At 71.8% G+C, this 15,743-nt stretch carries 15 protein-coding genes, 2 tRNA genes and 2 pseudogenes; 5 read left to right on the forward strand and 14 right to left on the reverse strand.

Annotation, left to right across the window (positions count from 1 at the left end; translation table 11 throughout):
• Window positions 1-13: 13 nt before the first annotated feature.
• The gene (locus tag CRP39_RS16455; RefSeq protein WP_097207460.1) at window positions 14-421 is read left to right on the forward strand and encodes a PH domain-containing protein; all 408 of its coding nucleotides are present in this window, start codon (window positions 14-16) and stop codon (window positions 419-421) included.
• Here the strand turns inward: CRP39_RS16455 and CRP39_RS16460 are convergent.
• The 9 genes and pseudogenes from CRP39_RS16460 to CRP39_RS16495 form a co-directional block, all read right to left on the reverse strand.
• On the reverse strand, window positions 418-1,176 hold the full coding sequence (locus CRP39_RS16460) for a rhomboid family intramembrane serine protease (protein WP_097207461.1): 759 nt from the start codon (window positions 1,174-1,176) through the stop codon (window positions 418-420). The genes CRP39_RS16455 and CRP39_RS16460 overlap by 4 nt on opposite strands.
• A 6-nt stretch (window positions 1,177-1,182) precedes the next feature.
• A pseudogene (locus CRP39_RS28380) lies at window positions 1,183-1,317 on the reverse strand (hypothetical protein); the annotation flags it as partial.
• On the reverse strand, window positions 1,314-1,847 hold the full coding sequence (locus CRP39_RS16465; protein ID WP_097207589.1) for a peptidylprolyl isomerase: 534 nt from the start codon (window positions 1,845-1,847) through the stop codon (window positions 1,314-1,316). The pseudogene CRP39_RS28380 and the gene CRP39_RS16465, both read right to left, overlap by 4 nt.
• Before the next feature lie 110 nt (window positions 1,848-1,957).
• The gene (locus CRP39_RS16470; RefSeq protein WP_097207462.1) at window positions 1,958-2,452 is read right to left on the reverse strand and encodes a DUF1059 domain-containing protein; all 495 of its coding nucleotides are present in this window, start codon (window positions 2,450-2,452) and stop codon (window positions 1,958-1,960) included.
• 147 nt (window positions 2,453-2,599) lie between these two features.
• The gene (locus tag CRP39_RS16475) at window positions 2,600-3,190 is read right to left on the reverse strand and encodes a dihydrofolate reductase family protein (RefSeq protein ID WP_097207463.1); all 591 of its coding nucleotides are present in this window, start codon (window positions 3,188-3,190) and stop codon (window positions 2,600-2,602) included.
• 920 nt (window positions 3,191-4,110) lie between these two features.
• On the reverse strand, window positions 4,111-4,707 hold the full coding sequence (locus CRP39_RS16485; RefSeq protein ID WP_425432563.1) for a sulfurtransferase: 597 nt from the start codon (window positions 4,705-4,707) through the stop codon (window positions 4,111-4,113).
• Complete coding sequence (locus CRP39_RS28385) at window positions 4,704-4,877, reverse strand: hypothetical protein (protein ID WP_245853937.1); 174 nt, start codon at window positions 4,875-4,877, stop codon at window positions 4,704-4,706. Before CRP39_RS28385 ends, CRP39_RS16485 begins: the two co-directional genes overlap by 4 nt.
• 233 nt (window positions 4,878-5,110) lie before the next feature.
• On the reverse strand, window positions 5,111-5,563 hold the full coding sequence (locus tag CRP39_RS16490) for a DUF5313 family protein (RefSeq protein WP_097207465.1): 453 nt from the start codon (window positions 5,561-5,563) through the stop codon (window positions 5,111-5,113).
• Window positions 5,564-5,686: 123 nt separating this feature from the next.
• Entirely contained in the window at window positions 5,687-6,205 is a 519-nt protein-coding gene (locus CRP39_RS16495; protein WP_245853918.1) for a MarR family winged helix-turn-helix transcriptional regulator, read from the reverse strand.
• Window positions 6,206-6,374: 169 nt separating this feature from the next.
• Here CRP39_RS16495 and CRP39_RS16500 point away from each other — a divergent pair, with 169 nt between their 5' ends.
• From CRP39_RS16500 to CRP39_RS16515, 4 genes and pseudogenes are all read left to right on the forward strand, one after another.
• Window positions 6,375-6,725, forward strand: coding sequence for a cupin domain-containing protein (locus CRP39_RS16500; protein ID WP_216359771.1), 351 nt, complete (start codon window positions 6,375-6,377; stop codon window positions 6,723-6,725).
• 593 nt (window positions 6,726-7,318) lie between these two features.
• Window positions 7,319-10,108, forward strand: coding sequence for a MobF family relaxase (gene mobF, locus CRP39_RS16505; protein ID WP_375791629.1), 2,790 nt, complete (start codon window positions 7,319-7,321; stop codon window positions 10,106-10,108).
• A gap of 152 nt (window positions 10,109-10,260) precedes the next feature.
• The gene (locus tag CRP39_RS16510; protein ID WP_097207469.1) at window positions 10,261-10,488 is read left to right on the forward strand and encodes a helix-turn-helix transcriptional regulator; all 228 of its coding nucleotides are present in this window, start codon (window positions 10,261-10,263) and stop codon (window positions 10,486-10,488) included.
• A gap of 161 nt (window positions 10,489-10,649) precedes the next feature.
• A pseudogene (locus CRP39_RS16515) lies at window positions 10,650-11,645 on the forward strand (site-specific integrase); the annotation flags it as partial.
• Window positions 11,646-11,814: 169 nt separating this feature from the next.
• Here the strand turns inward: CRP39_RS16515 and CRP39_RS16520 are convergent.
• The 5 genes from CRP39_RS16520 to gyrA all read right to left on the reverse strand — a co-directional run bounded on the left by CRP39_RS16520 (window position 11,815) and on the right by gyrA (window position 15,669).
• A tRNA-Ala gene (locus tag CRP39_RS16520) sits at window positions 11,815-11,887 on the reverse strand.
• Between the two features lie 25 nt (window positions 11,888-11,912).
• A complete protein-coding gene (locus CRP39_RS26925; protein ID WP_172442478.1) occupies window positions 11,913-12,056 on the reverse strand; it encodes a DLW-39 family protein in 144 nt (47 codons plus the stop codon).
• 98 nt (window positions 12,057-12,154) lie between these two features.
• A tRNA-Ile gene (locus CRP39_RS16525) sits at window positions 12,155-12,228 on the reverse strand.
• A gap of 63 nt (window positions 12,229-12,291) precedes the next feature.
• Window positions 12,292-13,029 carry a DUF3566 domain-containing protein gene (locus tag CRP39_RS16530; RefSeq protein WP_097207470.1) on the reverse strand — a complete coding sequence of 246 codons (738 nt, stop codon included), beginning with the start codon at window positions 13,027-13,029 and terminating at the stop codon, window positions 12,292-12,294.
• Window positions 13,030-13,200: 171 nt separating this feature from the next.
• A complete protein-coding gene (gene gyrA, locus CRP39_RS16535; protein WP_097207471.1) occupies window positions 13,201-15,669 on the reverse strand; it encodes a DNA gyrase subunit A in 2,469 nt (822 codons plus the stop codon).
• Window positions 15,670-15,743 lie beyond the last annotated feature (74 nt).

Here is a 15,743-nt window from a genome sequence, read left to right on the forward strand (position 1 = left end):
GGAGGCTGGACGGGTGGAGTGGTCGGCGCGCCGGGCGGAGACCTGGGCCCTGGGAGCCGGGGGCGTCGTCCTCGCGCTGGTCGCGGTCCTGCTCGACCCCGCCGGGCGGGTCCTCGTGGGCGGGGCCGCCCTGCTCCTGATGGCGCTGGCCACGCGGGACCTCGTGCTGCGCCCGCGCCTCACCGCGGGTCCGGCCGGGGTCGCCGTCCGCACGCTGACCGGCACGGTGGCGCTGCCCTGGACCGGGCTGCGGATCCGGCTGCGGGAGACGCGGCGGCTCGGCGTCCGGTCCCGGCTGCTGGAGCTCGACGCCGCCCCGGATGGGGACGACGACGGCGTCCTGCTCCTGCTCGGTCGCCGCGACCTGGGCACCGACCCCGAGGACGTCGCCCGGGCCCTGCTGGCCTGGTCGCCGCGCTAACCGAGGACGACGAGCGTCGGCACGGTCAGCGCGACGACGGCCAGCGCCGCGGCCAGCAGCATGAGGCCGAGCACCTGCAGCTCCGTGCGCCGGCGGGCCAGGACCACCACCGCGGTGGCGGCGAACCCGGCGACCAGCCCGCCGAGGTGGCCGAGCAGGGAGACGCCGGGCAGGAAGCTGATGACGACGTTGATCGCCAGCAGGGTGAGCAGGCCGCGCAGGTCCTGCTTCCGGGCGATCATCACGACCGCCAGGCCGCCCAGGAGGCCGTAGATGGCCGCGGACGCGCCGGCGACCGCGCGGCCCGGGTCGCCGAACAACTGCAGCGCCACCGCCCCGCCCAGCAGGGAGACCAGGTAGACGACGAGGTAGCGCCAGCGGCCCAGCTGCCGTTCCAGCTCGGAGCCGAACACGAGCAGCGCGAGCATGTTCAGCACCAGGTGGACGAGCCCGATGTGCAGGAAGGCGGCGGTGAGCAGCCGCCAGTCCTCGCCCAGCTCCACGAGGATCGGGATCTGCGCCAGGCGGGCGAACAGCGGTGAGAACTGGTTGTCCAGGGGGTTGGCCCCGACCAGACCCGCGGAGACCGCCGTCGCGACGAACATGGCGACGTTGAGCCCGATGAGGCTCACCGTGACCGCGCCGAAGCGGCCGCTCGCCCGGCGCAGCGCGGACGGCCGGCGCGGCCGGCGTACGCCGGCCTGCCCTTCGCGGACGCACGCGGGGCACTGGAACCCCACCGAGGCGGGGGTCATGCACTCCGGGCAGATCGGCCGCCCGCACCGCGTGCAGGAGATGCGGGTGGGCCGGTCGGGGTGCCGGTAGCAGGTGGTCGTCGGGGGCGCCGGCTGCGGCTGGCCAGGGCCGGCGCCCCCGTCGTCGGGGCCGGTGGTCAGCTGCGCTGCACCTCGACCGACTGCAGGACGACGTCCTCCACCGGCCGGTCACCGCGGGCGGTGGGCACCTTGGCGATGCGGTCGACGACGTCGCGGCTGGCCTGGTCGGCCACCTCGCCGAAGATCGTGTGCTTTCCGGTCAGCCACGTGGTCGCGGCGACCGTGATGAAGAACTGCGAGCCGTTGGTGCCGGGGCCGGCGTTGGCCATGGCCAGCAGGTACGGCTTGGTGAAGGCCAGTTCGGGGTGGATCTCGTCGCCGAACTTGTAGCCGGGGCCGCCGATGCCCTGACCGAGCGGGTCGCCGCCCTGGATCATGAAGCCGTCGATGATCCGGTGGAAGACCGTGCCGTCGTAGAGGCGGTCGGTGGTCTTCTCGCGGGTCTGCGGGTGGGTCCACTCCCGGCGGCCCTCGGCGAGGTCGGCGAAGTTGGCGACCGTCTTCGGGGCGTGGTCGGGGAACAGGTCCACGGTGATGTCGCCGTGGTTGGTGTGCAGCACGGCGCGGCGTGCGGGAGTCGATTCGGTCACGCCGCCCACTCTCCCACTGGTCCGCTCCCCGCGAACCGCGGGGAGCGGACACGGCCCCCTTGCAGGGTCCCGCCGCGAGCCTGCGAGTGGCGGGGGGCAAGGGGGTCCTCCTACATGCGCAGGACCTCCACGACGTCGAGGTTGCGGAACGACGCCTCGCCCTCGGTGACCTCATGCATGCGCTTGGCGAAGTCGGTGGTCACCGGGTGCTCGGAGTTGCGCATCGCCGCGTCGTGGTCGGGGAAGCCGACCAGCTCGACGTAGGTGTCCGGACGGTCGCGGTCGGCGGCGACCACCCCCCAGCGGGCCGTCGTCTCCTTGCCCATGCGTTCGCGCCACTGCTCGGCGGTCGCCCGGAAGCCGCTCAGGTCGCGGGCGTGGAACTCGATCAGCTGGACGAACGAGCCGTCGTCGACGAGGAGCACCTCCTCGTCCCGCAGGGCGGCCCGCAGCCCGTCGCGCAGCTCCGGGCCGTCGGTGTGCCCGTGTGCGGCGACCGCGTGTGCCGCCGCGGTCTCGAGGACCTCGTCCTCCTCGCCGGAGATCTGGACGGTGCAGTTGCTGTCGCTCGGCATGGTCCGGCAGTCCATGGTCTTCCGCGCCATGGCTCCTCCTCGTCAGAGAGCCGTGCCCCGCCCGGCCGGTGGGCCCGCGGCGGCCCCGACGGTCACCCTCCAGGGGCGCCGCGTCCAGTGACGGAGGTCCCTGGGCGCTGCGTGCGGGTGGGGTCGGTGCGCGCGGTGGACCGGCTGTCAGGAGGGCGCGTGGTCGCCGACCCCGGGTGGTCCGTCGAGCACCGTCGGCACGTACTCGAGCAGCTGGAGCCGACCGTCGAACGTGCGGCCGTCGACCAGGTCGAGCGCGATGTCGGGATACCCGTCGAAGATGCGCTCCCGTCCGGTGGCGCCGGTGATGACCGGGAAGACGACCACGCGGAAGCGGTCCACCAGACCGGCTCGGAGCAGCGACCGGCTGAGGCTGAGACTGCCGACGGTGCGCAGCGGTCGCGGGTCGCGCCGCTTCATGTCGCGCACGGCCTCGACCGCGTCCCCGCCGACCAGCTCGGTGTTGCCCCATGACAGGGGCGGCTCCAGGGTCGAGGAGAAGACCACCTTGGGCAGCGCGGTGAGTGCCGCCACACCGGGGTCGTCGGGCAGCTCGACGGCGAATCCCGACATCAGTCGGTACGTCGTCGCGCCCATGAGGGCGACGTGCTCCCGTTCGGCGTCCTCCTCGATCCAGGCGAGGTACTCGGGCCCCTCCAGGCCCCAGTAGCCGGGCCAGCCCTCCGCGGCTCCGTAACCGTCGAGCGAGACGATGAAGTCCACCATCAGGTCGGACATCGGGTTGCCTCCCGTCGGCACGCGGCTGGCGCCGTGGTCGCGCCGGTGGACCCGCGTGGGTCCATGGACTCGACAGGGGTGACCGGTCGCGGCGCGGAGACTCATCGCCTGCACTCCGACGCGGACTGCTCCGAGACCCGACCCTCGACCCCACCCGGGACCACCAGCCACAGGCCCGAACGTGAACGATGTCGCGGACACCTGTGAACGGTGTCCCGCGACATCGCGTCTGGTGGAGACGAGGGGAATCGAACCCCTAACCCCCGCCTTGCACAATCGACCGAGGGGTGGTTTGGCGCAGTGGGCTGTCACTGAAGACGGCGGCTGACCAGGGCATTTATCGTTGGTGCCTGTCGGGCCGTGTTGGCCGTTTCTGGGCGTTTTGCGGACCATCTGCGGACTGGGGCCGCCGCAGCAGTCGCCTCGGCCACTCCCCTGATGACAGCACCCGTCCCCACACCCGCGGGAGCCTCTCCGACTGCGCCGGCCGCCGGAAGGGCGCTGCGCGTCCCTGCGGGATGGGCCTGCGGCCCACCCTTCCCCCGGCGCTGCGCAGTCGGAGGGGAGCGGGTTACGGGAAGCGGGATGGACCCTCGGTTGACCGCCGGGTCCTGTCTCGCGCGGTAGGGCCCGGCGTCACCGTTCCGCTGTCGGCGGTGGCGGATCCTGAGGCCAGGATCGGTGCAGCGGGTGAATGTCCTCGGACTCGGCGGAGCGTCAGGAGGGTGGGGGCGAGGCTGAAGCCAGCCCGCTCGAGGTAGGACGGAAGGCGGTCCTGCGCTGCCGGGCGGGGCCCAGGTCGGCCAGGTACATGGCGCGCAGCACCGGATCGGTGGCAACGCCGGAGGGGAAGCGGTCGGCGACCCGGACGAATGTGTCCGGCTCGCCGGCCGTGCTCAAGAGGAATGACCTCCGGTCAGTCACTTCTCGATCGGGGCGCCGACCAGGGAGCCGTACTCGACCCAGGAGCCGTCGTAGTTCTTCACCTGTGGCTGGCCGAGGAGCTCGCGCAGCACGAACCACGTGTGTGCGCTCCGCTCGCCGATCCGGCAGTACACGACCGTGTCTCGCTCTCCGGACAGGTCGAGGCCAGCGTCGGCGTAGAGGGCGCGCAGCTCCTCGTCGGAGCGGAAGGTGCCGTCCTCGGCGGCGGCCTTCGACCAGGGCACGTTGACCGCGGTCGGCACGTGCCCGCCCTTCTGCGGCTGCTCCTGGGGGAAGGACGCCGGCGCGAGGATCTCACCGCTGAACTCCGCCGGGGAGCGGACGTCGAGGATGTTCTTCACGCCGATGGAGGCGATGACCTCGTCGCGGAACGCGCGGATGGACGGGTCGGCGTCCTGGGCGACGTAGGTGGCCGCCGGGCGCTGGACCGGGTCGGCGACCAGTGGGCGGCCGTCGAGCTCCCAGCGCTTGCGGCCGCCGTCGAGCAGGCGGACGTCGCGGTGGCCGTAGACCTTGAAATACCAGTAGGCGTAGGCGGCGAACCAGTTGTTGTTGCCGCCGTAGAGGATCACCGTGTCCTCGGCGGTGACGCCCCTCTCCGAGAGCAGGCCTCGAAGCCGGCCCGGTCGACGAAGTCCCGGCGCAGTGGATCCTGCAGATCGGCCCGCCAGTCCAGGGCGATGGCGCCAGGGATGTGGCTGGTGTAGTAGGCGTCGCTGTCCTCGTCGACCTCGATAACCACTACGGATAACCACTACGGCCGGGGCGTTCAGGTGCTTCTCGAGCCAGTCGCCGTCGACCAGCACATCGTTTCGGGCCACGATTTCTCCTTGGGTGGGGCTGACGCGCGGGGATGACGCGCGCGGGAGGGCGCCGTCTGGGCCGGTCAGGGCGGTACAGGTGGCAGGAGCGGATGAGCGTGACCGAGGCGGCCCCGGTGACTGCGGCCGCGCCGGTCCGATCGAAGCTGGGGGCTCAGCGCCCCATGCGGTCGCGGTAGCGGGCGGCGCGCTTGGCGTTGGCGGCGCGCTTGCGTTCCGTCTCCTGCTGCTGTCGGGCGAGGCTCGCGCGGTCCCGGACCTTGGTTGCGGTGCCGGCCGGGTAGCCGGCTTTGACGACGCGGTTCTCGACTGCCTCGGGCATGTAGGCCAGGGAGTAGAACAGCGCCAGGGCCAGGCCACCGCCGGCGCAGGCCAGGCGCAGCCCCCAGCCGGCCGGCAGGAATGCCAGCAGTAACGCGATCGGAACGGCCAGCTGTACGAGCATGCGGACGACGTGGCGCAGCGCCCAGGTCCGGGTGGTGGTGTCGTACAGCACCCAGCCGCGGTGGCGGGCGGGCAGTGCGCCGCCGAAGGCGTACCGGACCCACCGGTGCGGAGCCGGCCGCACGATCGGCTCGGACGTGTCGTGCTGCACGGGGTCTGTCATGACGCCTCTGCGCTCCTGATCGACAACGGTCACGCCTCTATGGTGCCTCAGGACGCTAGGTAGGCCAAGAGTTGGGGTACCAATTCTTGGCCTACCAAGAGGGATAAGGGTCACCTGCCGTACTCAGGCCACCGTGGTTTTCGGTCCCGCTTCATCGCTCGTCGTAGGACTGGCGAGGGCCTGTTGGGACGCGGCGATCACCTGGGTGAGCACCTCGTGCAGGTGCATCAGCTGCTCGACCGGCATGCCCAGGCGCTCGACGATGCCGGCCGGGATCTTCTCGGCCTGCTCGCGCAACGCCATCCCGCGATCGGTCAGTGCGAGGGCGAGGTTGCGCTGGTCCTTCGGGTCCCGCTCGCGACGCAGCAGTCCGGCGGCCTCCAGCCGCTTGAGTAGCGGCGACAGCGTGCCGGGGTCCAGCTGCAGCAGACCGGACAGCGCCTTGACCGACAGCGGACCGTGCTGCCATAGGGCCAGCATCACCAGGTACTGGGGGTGAGTCAGGCCGAGCGGCTCGAGCACCGGCCGGTAGACGGCGATCACGTTGCGGGCGGCCACCGCCAGGGCGAAGCAGACCTGCCGGTCCAGGGCGAGCATGTCCTCGGAAGCGGGTGGCAACTCGGGCATCTGGCTGGTCGTCACCGGTTCAGCCTAGACCTGTGGCACGCAAAGCATTGGCAGCCCAACCTTCGGTTCACGCCTGCAACCCTTGCTCGGGCAGGCCGCCGCCGACATCATCGGCGGCCCCGTCGTCCGTCGGCGGGCCCGACAGAGGGGCTCAACGATGACCCAGGACCTACAGCCGGTCGAAGTGACCGTCGTTGACACGAGCACGGCCGAGTGGGTGGACTTTCCCATCCCGCAGCTCGGTGTCGACCTTGAGCTCATCCCGCTCATCGACGATCCGGACACCGGCATGCAGGCCATGAAGGTGGTCTACCGGGCCGGCTTCATCAACGTCTGGCACACCCATCCCTGCGCTCACGGAATGTACGTCCTCGAGGGCACGCTGAAGACCCACCAGGGCACCTTCGGGCCCGGCAGCTTCGTTTGGTTCCCCGAAGGCGGAGTCATGGAGCACGGCGCCACCGACGACGCCGACTGCGTGTTCCTGTTCATCACCAACAAGCCGTTCGGCATCCACTACCCGGGCAAGGAGTGAACCTCGCGACGGGCCGCCGGCGCGGACGAGACTGCTGACGTCCCGCGTCCTGGGGGCCGGACTCGGTAGCCCCGCGCGCGTCGGCCCCACATAGCGCCCCGGCTGAAGCAACGGATCATCTCCACGGCCCCATGCGTAGCCATGCGCTCCTAGCCCACGGAACCGGTCGGCCACACCGTCGGGCCGCGTTGCTCGCGACACGGAGTGTCCCTAAGGCCGCCTTCTGGACACCCTCGCACCTTCCGTGCGGGGCTGCATGGAGGGCGTGTCGACCTCCGCCCGGTGTGGGGCCGGGCAAGCGACGCCTCGGTCGCGTGGTTGGCGCGACTGACAAGGTGCCTCGTAGTAGAGGGCCCGGGTTCCGGCGCTGTACCGACGCGCGCCACGGCGAGGACTTCCAACAGTCGTAAGCCGCTATCGTCCCTATCTCGAATATCCACCAGCACTTACACCCAACGCCCAATTATTTACTGAAGAACGGCACGCATGCTACCAGTAGAGGTAGCTCGGGGCCCCGCTTAGCGGGGCCTTTCGGCGTTTCTGGAGGTGACCTGTTGGCCATTATCGGGTGGCGTTGACGAATGCGTGGCGGGATGAAGATCTATGCTGGCGCGCCGACGGCTGCCCGGAACTACCTGGAGGCTGGCCGGGGCCGGGTGGATGACTACTACCTGGCGGAGGGGGCCGGGATCGCCCGCCGCTACGCCGCCGGTGGCGGTGGAGTGCAGGAGATGGCGGCACTGACCGGCGACGCCTATGAGGCCTGGGTGGCCGGCGTGGACCCGGAGACCGGGATGGCACGGGGGCGGTTGCGCACCGATGACCGCGCCGTTCGGTTCGTCGAGGTCGTGGTCAACGGACCCAAGTCATGGTCGCTGGCCTCGGCGCGGCACCCGGACATCGCTGCCGCCTACGACGCGGCACAAGACCGCGCCGCCGGCCAGATCCTCCACTGGCTCGCCGGGCACGCGACGACTCGGGTCGGGCCGCGCGGTGGGCAAGTGCAGCTCCCGGTCGAGGTGCTGGAGGCGGTGACCGTGCGGCACTACACCTCACGCGCCGGCGATCCGCATCGACATGTGCATCTGCAGATCAACGCCCGCGTGTTCGCCGCCGGTGCATGGCGAGGACTGCACACGGTCGGCGTGCGTGACTTCCTCGCCGCGATCAACGGGATTGGACACGCGGCGGTCGTCACCGACCCACAGTTTCGGAGCGCACTGGCCGCACACGGCTACACCCTCGACGCGACTGGAGAAATACTGGAGCTTGCCGACTACGTGGGCGCTTTCAGCGCTCGGGCGGTGCAGATCAACCGGCATCTGGATCGCTACGAACGGGAATGGACTCAAGCGCACCCGGGTGAGGTCCCCGGGCCGACGCTGCGGCGGGCCTGGGACGTCAGAGCCTGGGCCGAGGGCCGCCCGGACAAGATCACCCCTCACCCGGGCGAGGACCTCACCGCCCGCTGGTTGGCAGAGCTGAACGCCCTTGGCCATCGCGATCCCCAGCGACCCGTGGACCTGGTCCCGACCCCAGTGGGCGCGCTGGACCAAGAGGGTCTCGTCGACCGGGTACTGAGCCGGCCGGCCGCCGGCCGGTCGGCGTGGAACGTCGCCGATGTTCGTGGCGAGGTCGAGCATCTGGTCGCAGCCGAGGGCATCGTCGCCGACGCGGCGGTGCGCCTCGAGCTGGCCGAGGACCTCACCGCCCGTCCCCTTGGCCGATGCGTTCGCCTGGTGGACGGTAAGGAAGTGGCGGAGCACATCCGGTCCTGGAGCTCGAGGCCGGTGCTCGAGGTAGAGGCCGGCCTGCGCACCCGGTTTGCCGCCCGGGCCGGCCAGCCGCCCCTGGCCGGACCCAGATCGGACCTGCTGCCCACCGGGGTTGCGCGGGAGCTGGATGGCGGTCAGGCCGCGGCGGTCGCCGTCCTGGCCGGCGATCGGGGGCTGCTAGTGGTGGAGGGTGCGGCCGGTGCGGGCAGGACCACGATGCTGGCCGCGGCCCGCGACCTGCTCGAACGGCAGGGGCGGCGGCTGATGGTGGTCACCCCGACGCTGAAGGCCGCCCAGGTCGCGCGCGCCGAGACCGGTGCACCCGCCGGATCGGCGGCGTCCCTCGTCTTCGTCCACGGCTGGCGCTGGGACGAGCACGGCGCCTGGACCCGACTCGCCGTCGGCGAGGTCGATCCGGTCACCGGCCGCGTTCACTCGGCGCCTCAGGACCAAGCCCGGCTGCGGCCCGGGGATCTGCTGGTCGTCGATGAGGCCGGGATGCTCGACCAGGACACCGCCCGCGCTCTGCTCACCGTCGCCGACGAGGCCGGGGCGCGGCTGGCACTGCTGGGGGACCGCCACCAGCTCGCCGCGGTCGGCCGCGGCGGGGTCCTGGACCTGGCTGCCGGCGCCGTCGATCCGGCTGCCTGCCTAACACTGGAGTCGGTGCACCGCTTCACCCGGACGAACACCATCGGCCAGGCAGTCCTGGACAGCCAGTACGCCCAGCTGACGCTGGTGATGCGGCGGTGTGACACCCCGGGCGCGGTGTTCGACGCTCTGCTCGCCGGCGGCCGGATCCGCCTGCATCCCGGCCCCGGAGCGCTCCGGGACGCGCTGGCCGCCATCGTCGCCGCCGACGGCCGGGCAGCCGACGCCGCGGTGGTGGTGGTGGACACCCGCGAGCAGGTCAGCGAGCTCAACGCCGCGATCCGGGACCGGCTGGTCGCCGACGGGCGCGTCGATGACGTCCACGTCGTGACCACGCGGGCGGGGCAGCGGATCGGCGCCGGCGACCGGGTCGCCACCCGCCGCAACGACCGCAACCTGGACGTGGCCAACCGGGACACGTGGACCGTCACCGCGGTCGGCCGGCGCGGTGGTCTGCTCGTCACTGCCGGCACGGCTGCCGGGGGTGTCTCCGGCGATGTCACCCCGGCCGGAGCAGGAGTCCGGGTGCTGCCCGCCGACTACGTCGCCGAGCAGGTGGAGCTGGCCTACGCCAGCACCGTGCATGGCGTGCAGGGTGACACCGTTCCCGCTGCGCACGTGGTGATCGGTGAGCACACCGGCGCCGCTTCGGCCTACGTCGGCATGACCCGCGGCCGGTCGTCGAACACCGCTCACCTCGTCGCGGCCGACGTGGCTGAGGCACGGGAGCAGTGGATCGCCGTCTTCGGCCGCGACCGGGCCGACCTCGGCCCCGGCCACGCTGCCGAGCTGGCCGCTCGAGAGGCCGCCCGCGACCGCCAGGAGCGGTCGCCCGACCGGACGGCAGCCGCTCCCCCGCGGCCGGTCGCACCGGGACCGAGCGTCCCCCGGCCCGAGGCGGAGCAGCGGGGAGCATCCCTCGCCCCTGCAGGTGCCGCACCGGGCATCGGTCGATGAGCAGGGCCGCCTCCACCGGCGGGCCGCGGGCCCGGACACCAGCAGCAGGAGGAGAACTGGAGCATTTCGGAAGCCGTCGGTGGTCGGCTGCCACCCATCGCGCCCAAGAGGCGCCTTCTCCCGTGACGGAGCACAGCCCACCGGAGCCAGCCATGTCCGACGATCCCGCCAGCCGCGAGCCCGAACTGCTCACCATCACCGAGGCCGCCGAGCTGCTCCGCGCTCCGGTGGCCACCCTTCGGTACTGGCGCCACCTGGGCACCGGTCCGCGCAGCTTCCGCCTCGGCCGCCGCGTCCTCTACCGCTCCGACGACCTGCGCAGCTGGATCGACGCCCAGCGCGACGACCAGGCCTCCGCCGCAGCGGGCGTCCGGCGGTGACCGCCCCGACCCACGGCGCACACCGCCGTCCACAGATCGTGCCGCGGCCGTCCAGAGAGGCGGGGATCGACGGCAGGCTCTCTCCCGAGATGAGCGCGCCGGTGGTAGACCTCCGCCGGCGTGGGGCCCGGCCGGGGCTCGAGAGAGGCGGGTGATCGACGATGGGGTCGATCGCCAGGCGGCCTGACGGCACCTACCGGCCGCGATACCGCGACGCGCAGGGCAAGGAGCACGCCCGCCACTTCAAGCGCAAGGTCGACGCCCAGCGATGGCTCGACGAGGTCACCGCCGCGGTGCAGACCGGCAGCTACGTCGACCCCAAGCCGGCCCGGCTGACGGTCGGCGAGCTGGCCCCCGTCTGGTTGGCCGGGAAGATCAACCTCAAGCCCACCTCGCGCGCCCGATACGCCGACGTCCTCAAGACCCACGTGATACCGCGCTGGCGAGACGTGCCGCTGATCCGGGTCACCCACGGCGACGTCCAGGCCTGGCTGTCCGAACTCTCCGCCGCCGGCCTGGCCGGCGCCTCGGTCCGCAAGGCGCAGGGCGTCCTATCCGGCATCCGCGGGCTCGCCGTCAAGGACCGGCGGCTCGCGGTCAACCCCGCGCTGGGGGTTGCCCTGCCCCCGCTGGAGCAGCAGCGCCGCCGGTATCTCACCGCCGAGCAGCTCGAGGCGCTCGCCGACGCAGCCGGCCCCGGCCGCGTCGCCGTCCTGGTGTTGGGCTACTGCGGCCTGAGCTGGTCGGAGCTGGCCGCCCTGCGGGTGCGGAACTTCGACCTGCTGCGCCGCCGGGTCCTGATCGAGGAGGCGGTCACCGAGGTTGATGGCAAGACCCTTGCCTGGGGCACCCCGAAGACCCATGCCCGCCGCTCGGTCCCGCTGCCGCGGTTCCTCGTCGACGAGCTCGCCCGCACGGTGGTGACCCGTCCCCCGGACGAGCTGGCCTTCCCGTCACCGCAGGGGGCGGTGCTGCGCAACCGCAACGCCCGCTCGGCCTGGTTCGACGCCGCCGCCGCGGCCATCGGGGAGCCCGGGCTCACGCCGCACGAGCTGCGGCACACCGCGGCCTCGCTGGCGATCAAGGCCGGCGCCAACGTCAAGGCCGTGCAGCGGATGCTCGGGCACGCCTCGGCGGCAATGACCCTGGACCGCTACGCCGACCTGTTCGACGACGACCTGGACGACGTGGCCAACCGGCTGGACGTCCTGCGGTCCGCAACCTTGCGGACTTTTGCGGACTTTTTGCGGACTGCGCCCGATCCGGACCGCCCCGACGGGACTGGAGAATCGGCGAAACCGCAGGTCAACCATGGTGGAGAAGGAGTGGAGACGAGGGGAATCGAACCCCTAACCCCCGCCTTGCAAAGGCGGTGCTCTGCCAATTGAGCTACGTCCCCGGTGCGGGGCGGGTGCCCCGGTGGGTCAGCGTGCGGTGGGGGTGCTGACCGCCTGTGGACCTCGGGTCGCCTCGGCCCACAGGTCGGCCTCGGCCTTCCCGGCGGACCGCTTGCGGACGAGGGCCAGGGCCGCTGCCCCGGCTGCCGCCAGAGCCAGCTTCTTCAGCACGCGGTGTACCTCCTCGACGGGAGTTCCCGGCTCCCTGGCGGGGCCGGCCGGCCCGTCGGGAGGACGGGCCGGGTGGCGCGTGGGGCGCCGGGCACGGGTGGGCCTGGGAGGACTTGAACCTCCGGCCTCATCCTTATCAGGGATGCGCTCTAACCGCCTGAGCTACAGGCCCGTGAACCTCGAACAGCGTACCTGGCTCGTCCGAGGCGATCGGAGGGGGGTGTCCCCCCTCCTCCTAGTCCCGCTCGGAGAGGGTCACCTCGAGGCCGCCGACCAGGTCGGAGCACATGTTGTAGATGAACGCGGCGACGGTGCACAGCGCGGTCATGAGCACGATGTTGATCGCGCCGATGACCGCCGCCCCGCCGAACACGATGCCCGGGGTGATGACCTCGCTGCTGCCGTCGGCACCGGAGGCGGTGCCGAGCTGACCGAACAGGTCGTTGAGGGTCTCGAAGACGCCGAGGCCGGAGAGCACCCCGTAGAGGACGCCGACGGCGACCATCCAGATGAAGAACATCGCGATGGACAGCACCAGGGAGATCTTCAGCGCCGACCAGGTGTCGATGTGCCGCAGCTGCAGGCGGGCCCGACGGGGGCCGCGAGCGGCCTTCTGCTTACCGGGCTTGCCGCCGGACGCGGACGGGCCGCCGGTCCCCGACGCCGGAGCGGCCGTGGTCGCGACGGCTCCGGTCGCCGGACCCGTCCTGGCCGGCGTGGCGGGACCGGTTGCCGGCGTGGCGGGACCGGTTGCCGGCGTGGCGGGACCGGCGGCCGGCGACTCGGGCGCGACCGGCACCGTGGTGTCGGCCGGGGTCACCCGCTGGGTACCCGTGGCCGGCGTGGACGGCCCGGCTGCGGCGGCGCCCTCCCCGTCGGCGGCGGGCTGCTGGCCGGTCGGCGTCCCCTCCGAGGTGGTGGCGCCCCCAGGCCGGGACCCGGTGCGCACCGAACCCTGCGTCCGGTCGCTCATGCGAGTCTCCCGTTCCCCAGCGGCCCTCGCCGCTCCCTCGTACCCGGGTGTCCCGGCTCGCGGCCGGGGGCGCCCGGGCGCCGGTCAGATCTGTGCTGGCATGACCGGAGGAGGTGCGGCACCGCGACCCGGGGGCCCGGCCGCCGCACCTCCTCCGTCATCGTGCCCAGACTAGGCGGCAGGCTCGTCGTTGTCCGTCGTCCGCGCGATTGCCACGATCGACACGTCTTCCGGCAAGTTCATGAGCTTGACACCCATGGTGGCGCGGTCCTTGTTGTGGCGGACGCCGTTGACCGGCGTCCGGATGACGCCGCCGCCGGAGGTGATCGCGTAGAGCTCGTCGCCGAGCCGCACCGCCAGGGCGCCGACGAGCGAGCCCTTGCGCGCCTTGGGGTCGGCGGTGAGCACGCCCTTCCCGCCGCGGCCCTGGTTCGGGTAGTTCTCGATCCCGGTCCGCTTGGCGAAACCGCGCTCGGTGGCGACGAGGACGTCGACGCCCTCCTCGACCACGATCATCGACAGCAGCCGGTCGTCGGAGGTCAGCGAGATGCCGCGGACGCCCTCGGTCGCCCGACCCATCGGCCGCAGGGCGGCGTCGTCGGCCTTGAACCGGATCGACATCGCCTTGCGGGTGACCAGCAGCAGGTCCTGCTCGGGGTCGATGAGCGCGGCACCCACCAGCTCGTCACCGTCGCGCAGGTTGATGGCGATCACGCCGCCGCTGCGCGGGGAGTCGAAGTCGGTCAGGCGGGTCTTCTTGACCTGGCCGTTCGCGGTGGCGAGGACCAGGTACGGGGCGACCGAGTAGTCCTTGATCTGCATGACCTGGGCGATCCGCTCGTCCGGCTGGAACGCCAGGATGTTCGCCACGTGCGCGCCCCGGGCGGTGCGGTTGGCCTCGGGCAGCTCGTAGGCCTTGGCGCGGTAGACCCGGCCCTTGTTGGTGAAGAACAGGATCCAGTCGTGGGTGGAGCCCACGAAGAAGTGGTCGACGAGGTCGTCCTGCTTCAGCGCCGCACCCATGACGCCCTTGCCACCGCGCCGCTGCGACCGGTAGAGGTCGCTCTTGGTCCGCTTGGCGTAGCCGGTGCGGGTGATGGTGACGACGACCTCCTCCTCGGCGATGAGGTCCTCCATGGAGACGTCGCCGTCGTTGGCCACGAACTTCGTGCGCCGGTCGTCGCCGTACTTCTCCACGATCTCGGCGAGCTCGTCGTGGATGATCTGCCGCTGCCGCTCGGGGGAGTCGAGGATGGCCTGCAGGTCGGCGATGCGGGCCTCGATCTCGGCCAGCTCGTCCATGATCCGCTGCCGCTCGAGGGCGGCCAGCCGGCGCAGCTGCAGGTCGAGGATGGCCGTCGCCTGGATCTCGTCGACGTCGAGCAGCTCCATGAGGCCGCTGCGCGCCGCCTCGGCCGACTCGCTGTTGCGGATCAGCGCGATGACGTCGTCGAGGTGGTCGAGGGCCTTGGCGTAGCCGCGCAGGATGTGCGCGCGCTCCTCGGCCTTCCTCAGCCGGTAGCGGGTCCGCCGCTGGATGACGTCGACCTGGTGGGCGACGTAGTAGCGGATGAGCTCGTCCAGGCGCAGCGTCCGCGGGACGCCGTCGACGATGGACAGCATGTTGCAGCCGAACGTCGTCTGCAGCTGGGTGTGCTTGTAGAGGTTGTTCAGGACGACCTTGGCCACGGCGTCCCGGCGCAGGGTGATGACCAGCCGGCGGCCGACGCGGTCGGAGGACTCGTCGGCGATCTCGCTGATGCCCTGGAGCCGGCCGTCCTTGACCCCCTCGGCGATCGCCTCGGCCAGGTTGTCCGGGTTGACCTGGTAGGGCAGCTCGGTGCAGACCAGCTGGACGCGCCCGCGGGCGTCCTCCTCGACGGTGACGACCGCCCGCATGCGCACCGAGCCGCGGCCGGTGCGGTAGGCGTCCTCGATGCCCTCCCGGCCGACGATCAGGCCGTGGGTGGGGAAGTCGGGGCCGGGGATGCGCTGCATGCAGGCGGTGAGCGCCTCCTCCGGCTCGGCGTCCGGGTGCTCGAGCATCCAGAACACCGCCTCCGCCACCTCGCGGAGGTTGTGCGGCGGCATGTTGGTGGCCATGCCGACCGCGATGCCGGCCGAACCGTTGATCAGCAGGTTCGGGATGCGCCCCGGCAGGACCAGGGGCTCCTGGTTCTTGCCGTCGTAGTTGGGCTGGAAGTCGACGGTGTCCTCGTCGATGTTGGCCAGCATCTCCATGGCCAGCGGGGTGAGCCGGGCCTCGGTGTACCGCATGGCCGCGGCCGGGTCGTTGCCCGGCGAGCCGAAGTTGCCCTGCCCGTCCACCAACGGGTAGCGCATGGCCCAGGGCTGGGCCAGCCGGACGAGGGCGTCATAGATCGAGCTGTCGCCGTGCGGGTGGTAGTTACCCATCACCTCACCGACGACGCGGGCGCACTTGACGTAGCCGCGGTCAGGGCGGAAGCCCTGGTCGAACATGGCGAACAGGACGCGTCGGTGCACCGGCTTGAGGCCGTCACGGACCTCGGGCAGGGCGCGGCCGACGATGACCGACATCGCGTAGTCGATGTAGCTGCGCTGCATCTCCTGCTGGAGGTCGACCGGTTCGACGCGGTCGCGGGCAGGGGTCTCGGTCACGTTTCAGGTCCTCATGGTTCGGTCGGCCCCGTCCCGGGTCCCGCCCTGAGCTTGCGAAGGGCGGGGAGGACGGG

The sequence above is a fragment of the Geodermatophilus sabuli genome (assembly GCF_900215145.1).
GTDB classification, from domain to species: Bacteria; Actinomycetota; Actinomycetes; order Mycobacteriales; family Geodermatophilaceae; genus Geodermatophilus; species Geodermatophilus sabuli.